Origin of the sequence: Thalassoglobus neptunius (genome assembly GCF_007859735.1) — a bacterium.
Lineage (GTDB): Bacteria > Planctomycetota > Planctomycetia > Planctomycetales > Planctomycetaceae > Thalassoglobus > Thalassoglobus neptunius.
The window spans coordinates 2,298,568-2,309,148 of record NZ_SIHI01000001.1 but is presented as its reverse complement, the minus strand read 5'-3'; the positions used below and the strand labels follow the sequence as shown (position 1 = coordinate 2,309,148).

7 protein-coding genes, 1 tRNA gene and 1 pseudogene are annotated in these 10,581 nt (G+C 52.9%); 6 read left to right on the top strand and 3 right to left on the bottom strand.

Annotation, left to right across the window (positions count from 1 at the left end; all coding sequences use genetic code 11):
• Positions 1 to 200 (top strand): annotated as a pseudogene (locus KOR42_RS09085) (hypothetical protein); the annotation flags it as partial.
• A gap of 211 nt (positions 201 to 411) precedes the next feature.
• Here KOR42_RS09085 and KOR42_RS09080 read toward each other — a convergent pair.
• Positions 412 to 496: transfer RNA gene (locus tag KOR42_RS09080), tRNA-Leu, on the bottom strand.
• Between the two features lie 265 nt (positions 497 to 761).
• Positions 762 to 2,453, bottom strand: a complete 1,692-nt coding sequence (locus KOR42_RS09075; protein WP_146508993.1) for a sensor histidine kinase — start codon at positions 2,451 to 2,453, stop codon at positions 762 to 764.
• A gap of 367 nt (positions 2,454 to 2,820) precedes the next feature.
• Here KOR42_RS09075 and KOR42_RS09070 point away from each other — a divergent pair, with 367 nt between their 5' ends.
• The 5 genes from KOR42_RS09070 to ppdK all read left to right on the top strand — a co-directional run bounded on the left by KOR42_RS09070 (position 2,821) and on the right by ppdK (position 8,784).
• Positions 2,821 to 3,000, top strand: a complete 180-nt coding sequence (locus tag KOR42_RS09070) for a hypothetical protein (RefSeq protein WP_146508991.1) — start codon at positions 2,821 to 2,823, stop codon at positions 2,998 to 3,000.
• Positions 3,001 to 3,523: 523 nt separating this feature from the next.
• Positions 3,524 to 3,817: an Asp-tRNA(Asn)/Glu-tRNA(Gln) amidotransferase subunit GatC gene (gatC, locus tag KOR42_RS09065; protein WP_146508989.1), complete on the top strand. Its 294-nt coding sequence runs from the start codon at positions 3,524 to 3,526 to the stop codon at positions 3,815 to 3,817.
• Positions 3,818 to 3,820: 3 nt separating this feature from the next.
• Positions 3,821 to 5,284: an Asp-tRNA(Asn)/Glu-tRNA(Gln) amidotransferase subunit GatA gene (gene gatA, locus KOR42_RS09060; RefSeq protein WP_231740814.1), complete on the top strand. Its 1,464-nt coding sequence runs from the start codon at positions 3,821 to 3,823 to the stop codon at positions 5,282 to 5,284.
• 161 nt (positions 5,285 to 5,445) lie between these two features.
• Positions 5,446 to 5,760, top strand: coding sequence for a L28 family ribosomal protein (locus tag KOR42_RS09055; RefSeq protein WP_146508987.1), 315 nt, complete (start codon positions 5,446 to 5,448; stop codon positions 5,758 to 5,760).
• Between the two features lie 300 nt (positions 5,761 to 6,060).
• Positions 6,061 to 8,784, top strand: coding sequence for a pyruvate, phosphate dikinase (gene ppdK / locus KOR42_RS09050; RefSeq protein WP_146508984.1), 2,724 nt, complete (start codon positions 6,061 to 6,063; stop codon positions 8,782 to 8,784).
• Between the two features lie 177 nt (positions 8,785 to 8,961).
• Here ppdK and KOR42_RS09045 read toward each other — a convergent pair whose 3' ends face one another.
• A complete protein-coding gene (locus KOR42_RS09045) occupies positions 8,962 to 10,509 on the bottom strand; it encodes a UxaA family hydrolase (protein WP_146508982.1) in 1,548 nt (515 codons plus the stop codon).
• Between the last annotated feature and the right edge of the window lie 72 nt (positions 10,510 to 10,581).

Here is a 10,581-nt window from a genome sequence, read left to right as displayed (position 1 = left end):
ACGGTAAGCTGAATGGCGAGTACCGCTCACAGATGACCAGGACAGAACTCGAAACAAAAGGATACGGCAGACGCTGGCTTGTGGAATCATTCATGAGCGGATTGAAGCGAACCACAGGTGCCGCACTCTCAGCCAGAAGCGAGAAAGCCCTGTTCGTCGAAGCCGCCCTCAAAGTCCTCGCCTACGCCCTGAGGCGTTAGCCCACGATCAAAACCTGTGATTTGTTTTCAACACAGCAACTTAAATTCAAATTGATCATCTTCCGAGGTTGGCAGTTCCGACAGTTGCAAGATGGTCACGAATGCGCCCCTTCGGACTTCTCGGAATGAAAGATTGAGGATTCGATTGGCCACTAAGAGGTAGTATGCAAAGAAAAAAGCTTTGGATGAATACCATCCAAAGCTTTTTTAGTGCCGAAGGTGGGACTCGAACCCACACGTCCTTTGGGGACACTGGATTTTGAATCCAGCGCGTCTGCCAGTTCCGCCACTTCGGCTTTGTGTTCTAAGAATACTTCCTGTCCGGTGAACAGTGGAAGTATTTTCGGCGAATGTGGGCGGAGGATAGCAAACGAATCGCGGTCAATCCAGCGTTTCGAGCGAACGGAATCCGCAAGGTTTCGACTCTCGAAAACTGAGGGCGAAAATCTCAACCGAGAGTTCGAGTTTGACCGCCCCTGGTTTGCAGCGAGTTCTTGGAAGCAAACAAGGGTTTCAGCGGAAGAAAGTCGCTCAGACGCGGGTAGAACGCCGAAAAATGGCTTACGTGGCTCGCGTGCGTCCGACAGCAGGTGAATAGCTGCCCGGCTGGTGAAGCGAAATCATTCCGTTGCTGGGAACTTGTGGATTCAGACAGACAAAGTTGAGCGGCAAACGGACCGTAAAGGTGCTGCCTTTTCCGAATTCGCTCTCGAGAAGAACCTGTCCGCCCAGCAGACGGCACAATTCCTTAACAATCGACAACCCAAGCCCGGTTCCTTCGAATTCTCGGGTCGTTAAATCGCTGCCAACCTGGCTGCGCCCCTGACGAAACTTCTCGAAAATGATGCTTTGGTCTTCGAGGGGAATTCCGACTCCACTGTCAGCCACAACGAGGTCGAACAGGTCTTCATCAAAAATGGAGACATCGACTCGAATGCGCCCCCCTTCCGGAGTGAATTTGACAGCATTGGAGAGCAGGTTTGAGAGGATTTGTTCAATCTTTCCGGCATCCTGATTGAGAATGGGGAAGTTTTCGTCGATCTCCCAACTCAGGTCGATGTTTTTCTTCTCCGCCAGTGGCTTCATCGACAGGACCTGTCGCTCAACGAGATCGACCATCGAGAACTCGACGGAGTGAACTTCCATCCGCCCGGCATCCATTTTCGCCAGGTCGAGAATGTCGTTGATCAGCACCAGCAGGTTTTTGCCCGAAGACTGGATGTTTCTCAGGTACTTCTTCTGCTTTTCGGTCAGATTGTCCGACACGGTCAAGACATCGCTGAAGCCAAGAATACTGTTGAGCGGAGTTCGCAGTTCGTGACTCATCGTCGCGAGGAACTCGTTTTTGATTTGGTTCATGTCGTGCAGACGAAGATTCGCTTGTGCGAGTTCGTCGACTTTATGATCCATGCTGACGTTGGTCTGCCGAAGTTCTTCCTGAGTCGAAACGAGATGCCGCAGCATCCGGTTGAAGGCGTGGCTCAGCTCCTGGAATTCGTCGCCGGTTTGAATATCGGCCCGCTGGTCGAGTTCCCCTTGAGCGATGGCGTCGCTGACATCCTTGAGGTGCATGACCGGTTTGACAATCACATACCGAACGATGAGGTAGGCGATTCCCATCCCGAGAACGGCGGTCACGATGGCCATGACAGTCAGGATGGCATTGTTTCGATCGATATCATGCTGGGTCTTTTTGAGATCGAAAGTGATCCGCGCCATGCCCATCATTTCATCGAGTTCCGAAATTTGCGGCTCGAACTGGCGATCCCGATGGCAAAGCAGACAATTCTCTTTGGCGATGATCGGCTCGTAGTAGTGATACGACTGTTCCTCCGAATCGACGTACACCCAGTATTTCTCGCCGCCGTAAAGAAGCTTCTTCAAAGCGTCGTGATCATAAGTCTCTGTGGGGCGGCGGGTCGCATCGGAGTTCTCGTAGTCCTGCGGAATGAATCTCCATTTCTCTTCAGCCAGGTCGTCTGGCTTCAGAGTGCGGCTCAGGTCGGCCACGATGTCGATCGTTTCCGGATCGATCAGCGACTGCGTTTTCTCCCAGTGTGTGACGGTCAGATTCTGCGCGATAAGAAGTTTGGCCAAATCGCGTTGCTGTTCTTCGACCACTCGCTGATTCAGCCGAGCATAGACCCAGAAACTGGCTCCGATGAGAAGCAGGAGAGCCCCCGCAAACATCAATCGACATTTCCGTTCGAGGCTGGTTTCTCCGAGCAGCTTCTTAAATCGACGATACGACATCTCGGGAAATTCGCTCTGGGAGATTCAACGCCAGTTCAGCACGATGCGACGGCAAGAAAGGCTCATTATGAAGTTTCATGCCCGATCCAGCAATAAGAAGCTCGGGGTGTCAACTTTGCACCGGTTCTTCTAATCAGTCAAAAACGGGAAGCCGCCCAGTTTAGGAAACACTCAACGCCGATGCTGTTCGGGAATTCCCGGAATTGGCAAAAAACACCACAGAATTGCTTGATGTGACGTCGAAATGACGATAGCCTCAGCGATTGAAGCATAAATCCGCATAGAGGCGGTGCGATCTTTTCCAAAATGTTCACTCGACACGATGTCGTCCCCCTTTTGGATCCATTCCAGATCTGGAGTAGAAGTCATGAACGCTGCGATCCTACTCGACGATCCCGAAACCATGGTTGACCCCATCGAGGAGATTCGTCTACGCACGTGGGCTCGTCAAAATTACCTTCCCGAACAAGAACGGGATGAAGAATGGCACCCAGTCATTCTCGACGAAATGCGCCAGAAAGACATTGAACTGGATCGGATCCGCTAGTCGCGGAACTTCGGTCACGGCAATTTCTGTCATAGCGACGGGAAACCCTCTCCCGAATGCTCGTCTATGGACAGAAGCCGAGTGAATCATGATTTCTCGCAGCTGATCGCCTCGAAGTTCCTTCTGGACAATTTGAGGCGGGTCACTTTCGTCGGCTGCACCAATACTCACGTGGGACGACCATCACCGAGACCTCCATGCGTCTTGTGGTGAAAATTGCCGACCAGTGAAACATCGCAAAATGGCGATTTCCTGACGGCAGCGTATCAATTCTTCGCGAACAACATTTCCTTCCGTGCTGAAGTGAACATTCTTACTGAGTTGTGATTCCTTCAGCCAGAGGATGAAGTCTCAGGCTTCTTTCAGAGTCGAATTTCCACACAACGACCGATGTCTTTGAGGACGTCGGTCGTTTTTTTATGTCGGGTCATTAGAATTCGGGCCGAGTGTCTTGCCGCACTCTCAATATTCCAGCGACTCAAACTCGCTCGCAGATCCCGAGTTCTCGACCGGAACAACGACGATGCAACTGACAATTGAAGACGTCCGAAAAGTCGCCAAGCTGGCTAGGCTGAAGCTCACACCGGAAGAAGAGGAACTGTTCGTCGACCAACTCGGAAACATCCTCAACTACGTGGAACAGTTGAACGAAGTCGACACCGAAAATGTGTTGCCAATGGCTCACACTGCTGAGCTGACCAACGTCTTCCGAACAGACGAGCCGAAGACCTCCATCGATCGACGAGAAGCCTTGAGCAATGCTCCGAGCACCGACGGAAAATACTTTCTCGTTCCACAGATTCTCGAAGGAGCTTGATCAGTGATTCACACACAAAACGTCGCACAACTTCAGTCCTTGATGACAAGCGGCGAAGCGACGAGTCGACAGATCGTTCAAGCTCACCTCGACGCGATCGCTCAGCAAAACGAACGCGTGGGAGCATTCCTCGAAACATTCGACGAGTCAGCCCTGCAGTTGGCCGATCAGATCGACGAAAAACGCCAAAAGGGCGAACCGCTCGGACCGCTTGCCGGAATTCCAGTGGCCATCAAAGACAATCTTTGCATTCAGGGTGAAGTCACCTCGTGTGCAAGCAAGATGTTGTCGGAATTTCGCTCGCTCTACACATCGACAGCTGTCCAGAATCTCCTCGATGCAGGAGCGATTCCGCTCGGGCGAACCAATCTCGACGAGTTCGCAATGGGCTCCTCCTGCGAAAACTCTGCGATTCAGCTGACGCGAAACCCGTGGAACACAGATTGCGCACCTGGCGGATCGAGCGGCGGATCGGCAGCCGCAGTGGCAGCCCGAATGGCCCCAATTGCCCTTGGTTCAGACACCGGGGGATCGATTCGTCAACCGGCGGCGTTGTGCGGAATTGTCGGGATGAAGCCAACGTATGGCCGTGTCTCTCGATATGGTCTCGTCGCTTTCGCCAGCTCGCTCGACCAAATCGGCCCGTTCGCCCGCACGGTCGACGATGCAGCTGCGCTTCTGGAAGCGGTGTGGGGACATGACGACCGGGATTCCACTTCCGTGAATGTCGAGTTTCCTTCCCTGAACATTTCTGAATTGTCTCCGATTGAGAATTTGCGAATTGGAATTGTTCCTGAACACTACGGAGAGGGGCTCGATCCGGAAGTTCAAACTGCGATCGACAACGCGGTCCAGACTTACAAAGAGCTCGGGGCTGAAATCGTCGAACTCGAAATGAAGCACGCCAAGTATGGTGTGGCGGCGTATTATATCATCGCACCATCCGAGGCTTCGAGCAATTTGTCACGATATGACGGTGTCCATTACGGCCACCGGGCTGACAACTTCGAAAACTTGACCGGAATGTACGAAGCTTCGCGGGGCGAAGGATTCGGGCCGGAAGTGAAACGGCGAATCATGATCGGTGCGTATGCCCTTTCGTCCGGGTACTACGATGCTTACTACCTGAAAGCACTGAAAATCCGACGGCTGATTGCTCAGGATTATCAGCAGGCCTTCGAGAAAGTGGATGTCGTTCTTTCACCCACAAGCCCGACTCCCGCTTTTCGGATCGGTGAACTTTCAGACAGCCCGCTTCAGATGTACCTCAACGACATCTACACCATCGGAGCCAATCTCGCTGGGATCCCGGGAATCTCAATTCCGGCTGGCCACACAGGGGACGGCCTTCCGGTGGGGATGCAGCTTCTCGCTCCGGCGTATGAAGAAGTTCGGCTGTTGCGGGCGGCGAAAATGTTTGAATCCGCTACGGAATTTCACCTCGCCCAGCCTGCCGAAGCGCCCTAACACGTTTCCTGAACGAACTTTATGCCAAGACCACCCCTATCGTCGCTCGGGATCAGAGATTTTTGCGACGTCGAATTGAACTTAAGCGTCAAACCGACTAGTATTTCGGGCTCGAAATTTCACGCGGACATTGGACTTTTTAAGTCGACAAGGCTGTTGCCATGAGCACATTGAAGAAGAATAAACGGGCAAAACTTGCAAAGAAGCACAAGGCTTACGGTGAGAACAAGCCTGCGCTCGGAAATAGTCTGTCACAGCGTGGTAAAGCCAAATACCTCGGCGGTAACGGACGAAAAACCACCGGAATCACACGACGGAAGTTCAAAAAGAACCTTCAGCGGATTCGTGTGATCGAAGACGGAAAAGTCGTCCGTCGACGCGTTCCAGTGAGTCTGATTCGTTCAGGAATGGTCGAACGCCCTGTCGTTCGCGAGCCGTTCACCGTCGAAAAGATCGAAGCAGAGAAAAAGAAATAGGCGTGCGGTAAGCTGATTTCGTGAAATCAGCGTTTGTTATCAACCTTCGTAAGTCTTCTGTGACGACAACGAATTACCTGACAGCGACCTTCGAAAGAGGTCGCTTGCCGGGGAGGCTCCAACTCCTGCGGCACGCCATCGCTTGAAGTCAAAGTGGGGGACTGTTAGTTTCCCCCTTTCTGTGATACGAAATGCTCTGGATCACAGTCTGCGACAGGATCGTCGACAGGCTACCAATGTAAACGCAGTCGTTATAAGAACGCAGGCGTGAGCCATTCAACGAACGAGGAAAAAGGTCATATGTCGAAGTACGTCTACACCTTCGGTGGTGGAAAAGCAGATGGCGATGCCACACAGAAAAACCTTCTGGGTGGAAAAGGGGCAAACCTGGCAGAAATGAACAAGATCGGACTTCCAGTCCCTGCCGGATTTACGATCACCACTGATGTCTGCAACTACTATACAGACAACAACAAGACCTACCCTGCTGGCCTCGAAGATCAAATTCTCGAAGGCTTGAAGAACACCGAAGAAGTCATGGGTGCGAAGTTCGGAGATTCCGAGAATCCCCTTCTTCTCTCATGCCGCTCCGGGGCTCGTGAATCGATGCCGGGAATGATGGACACCGTCCTCAACATCGGCCTCAACGAAGAAACCGTTGCCGCTCTTATCAAACAATCAGGCAACGAGCACTTCGCGTGGGATAGCTATCGCCGATTCATTCAAATGTACGGCGACGTCGTGCTGGGACTGAAGCCCGAAAGCAAGAACGATCCCGATCACTTCGAAGACATTCTCGACAAAGCTCGTGAATCAACAGGAGTGGAGCACGAGAAAGACCTGACAGTCGATCAACTGAAGCAGATCGTTGCCGACTTCAAAGACGTGATCAAAAAGCACGCCGGAATCGATTTCCCAACCGATCCGATGGAACAGCTGCGAGGCTGCATTAGTGCTGTCTTCGGAAGCTGGTCGAACGACCGAGCCGTTGTTTACCGTCGACAGTACGGAATTCCTCACTCATGGGGAACCGCGACCAACGTTCAGGCGATGGTCTTCGGAAACCTCGGTGACAACTGTGCGACCGGTGTCGGACTGACCCGAAACTGCTCCGACGGAACTCCTGGCTTCTGTGGGGACTACCTCATCAATGCTCAAGGGGAAGACGTTGTTGCTGGGACACGAACTCCAAAGCGTGTTGAAGAATCACTTGAGAAAGACGCTCCAGCAGCCTACGCCGAACTGAATGAAATCGGCAAAAAGCTTGAGAACCACTACAAAGATGTTCAAGACATCGAGTTCACGGTTCAAAAAGGCAAAGTCTGGATGCTCCAGACTCGAAACGCCAAACGAACCGGTTTCGCCGCTGTGCGAATCGCTGTCGATCTCGTCAACGAAGGCCTGATCGATGCGAAGACCGCTCTCCAGAAGCGACGTATTCCAGCTGACGACTTGAACCAGTTGCTCCAGCCAATTTTCGATCCAACTGCTAAAGCAGAGGCCGAAAAAGAGTCGCGACTCCTCGCTAAAGGAATCAACGCCGGCCCAGGTGCTGCGTCTGGCCAGATCGTCTTCCACGCATCTGATGCGGAAGCTCAGTACAACGAAGACAACGACAAGCAGCTGATTCTCGTTCGTCGCGAAACAAGCCCGGAAGACCTTCGCGGAATGAAAGTCGCAAAGGGAATTCTGACCGCGTTCGGAGGAGCGTCATCACACGCTGCTCTCGTCAGCCGCCAGATGGGGAAAACATGTGTCTGCGGATGTGCTGACCTGAGCATCGACTACGATGCCGGCACTGTCACTGTCGGAGACACAGTTCTCAAAGAAGGTGACTGGATTTCGGTCGACGGCTTCACCGGAGAAGTCTTCAACGGCAAAATCGAAACCAGCCCATCCGAAGTGATGGAAGTCCTGCTTGGAAACAAGAAGGCTGAAGACGCTCCAACTTACGCTCGTTACGAGCAGCTCATGAAGTGGGCTGACGAACATCGTACTCTGAACGTCCGAGCCAACGCGGAAGCGGACGACGCCGAAGCAGCTGTTGCTCTCGGTGCAGAAGGTGTTGGACTGTGCCGAACTGAGCACATGTTCTTCGATCACCTCGACGAAATTCGTGAGATGATCTTCGCGACAAAGCAGGAAGACCGAGCCAAAGCGCTTGCGAAACTTCTTCCGTTCCAGCGAGACGACTTCACTCACCTGTTCAAGACAATGGGTGATCGTCCTGTGACCATTCGTCTGCTGGATCCACCGCTGCATGAGTTCCTTTCCGAACACCACATGCACGACGATCCAACTCTCGGACCAAAACTTGCCAAGGAATTTGGTGTCAGCGAAGAGCAGGTCAAGCGACGTGTTGAAGAACTGGCTGAATCGAACCCAATGCTCGGTCACCGCGGGTGTCGTCTCGGAATCGTTTATCCAGAGATCACCGCAATGCAGGCACGTGCAATCTTCGAAGCGGCTTGTGCATTGAAGAAAGAAGGCATCAACTGTCATCCAGAAGTCATGGTTCCGCTCGCCGGATTCAAGACTGAGTTTGACAATCAGGCCAAAGTCATTCGCGACACTGCGACGGAAGTCTTCAAAGAGCAAGGCGTGGAAGTCGAGTACATGGTCGGTACCATGATCGAAATCCCACGAGCTGCTTTGACAGCTGATGAGATCGCAGAACAAGCTGAGTTCTTCAGCTTCGGAACAAACGACCTCACGCAGACGACTCTCGGAATGAGCCGGGATGACTACAAAAGCTTCATCGGATACTATCAGGAAAACGATATTGTCCCCGCCGACCCATTCCAGACTGTGGACCAGACCGGTGTTGGCAAACTGATGAAGATTGGCGTCGAAGGTGGCCGCTCCACACGCAAAGATCTGAAGATTGGAATTTGCGGCGAACACGGCGGAGATCCAAAGTCGGTCTTCTTCTGCCACGAAATCGGATTGAACTACGTGAGCTGCTCACCACGGCGAATTCCAATCGCCCGCTTGGCTGCAGCCCAGGCAGCTCTCGACTCGTAAACGAGCAGGATGCTTGCTGCTGATTTTGACGGATCAAAAGGAAAAGCCTCGTCCCGCAACGGACGAGGCTTTTTTCATTCTTCGGCTTCTGTTCGCTAATTCAGCAGAACACCAATTCAACGAGAACTCAGCAAACGAAACTCATTTCGTCGCGTGCAGAGAAGTGACGTCAATCGCTTAGAAAACCGGGCCGGGTGTCCAGGGGCAGAACTCTTCGTCGCCAATCCCCTGCTGTTCACTCTTTGTCTGTTCGCCGCTGGCCACTGCGATCAGCATTTCGAAGAGCTCTTCTCCCACTTGTTCAACAGTTGCTTCCCCGTCGAGAATTCTTCCGGCATTGAGGTCCATGTCATCAACCATCCGGTGATACATCAGCGAATTGGTCGCGACTTTGATGGTCGGAACCGGCTTGCATCCAAAGCAGCTTCCTCGACCGGTCGTGAAGACGACGAGATTGGCTCCCCCAGCAACCATGCCTGTGACTGACGGAGGATCATAGCCGGGAGTATCCATGATGACGAATCCCTTTTCACGGACTCGCTCAGCGTACTCATAGACAGCCCGAAGCGGTGAGCTTCCCCCCTTCGCGATCGCTCCGAGTGACTTCTCGAAGATCGTTGTCAGGCCGCCCTTTTTGTTTCCGACAGAGGGATTGTTATCGATCTGTGCCCCAAACTTTTTAGCGTAATCTTCCCACCACTGAATCCGTTCGAGCAACTTATCGGCAATCTCTCGAGTCGCTGCCCGGCGTGTTAACAGGTGCTCGCCACCATAAATTTCGGGGACTTCGGCGAGAATCGAAGTTCCTCCTGCTGCCACGAGAAGATCACTGGCAATGCCCACAGCTGGGTTGGCGGTCACTCCGCTGTTTCCATCGCTTCCTCCGCACTCAGTCGCGAGGATCAATTCCGAAACTGGAATCGGCACTCGCTCGACTCGATTCACTTCGGGAAGCAGCTCTTTGAGCATGGCGATTCCGCGCTCGACGGTCTTTGCGACTCCTCCCTGATCTTGAATGTTCATCACCAGCGGCTTACGTGAATCATTCCCCGGCAGATTCAATTCCACGAGATTGTGTTCGTCGGTGAGGAACGAAGCTTGGGCTGTTTCACACCCGAGCCCGACAATCAGATACGCACCGATGTTCGGATGCTCAGCAAATCCGGCAAGTGTTCGTGCGAGAAGCCGGTGATCCGATCCGCCGTATTCGAACGCACATCCCCCTTTGTGCGAAAGCGCGACCACTCCGTCGACATTCGGGTATTGTTCGAGAAGTTGCTCGTCGAATGCGTCGGCGATGTAGCGAGCCGAAGTCGCTGAGCAGTTCACAGTGCTGATGATTCCGACGTAATTCCGAGTCGCTGCGCGGCCGTCCGGTCTGCGAATTCCCTGAAACGTTCTTTCTTCTTTCGGGGGCGGCAAAGTCACCAGCGACGTGCAGTATTCGTATGAGTGACCTAAATGTCCGAGTCCCACATTGTGTGTATGGACATTCTCGCCCGGGTCGATTGGCTGCGTCGCAAATCCAATCGGTTGTCCGAACTTTCGAATCGCTTCCCCTTGAGCGATTGGAGAAATCGCCATTTTGTGGCCGAGATCAACTCTCTCACGAGCTTCGACGGTCACGGAATTCCCGCTCCAGCTGGCACCCTGTTTCAGATGACGGCGTGCGACAACAATGTTGTCAGAAGGATGAAGCAGCAAGAACCCTGTGTCGTCACTCATCTCGAATCTTTCCCAGTTGCAGAAGACCATCAGCAAGAATTGTAGAGAAGTTTTCCCAAAACGACAGGAGCC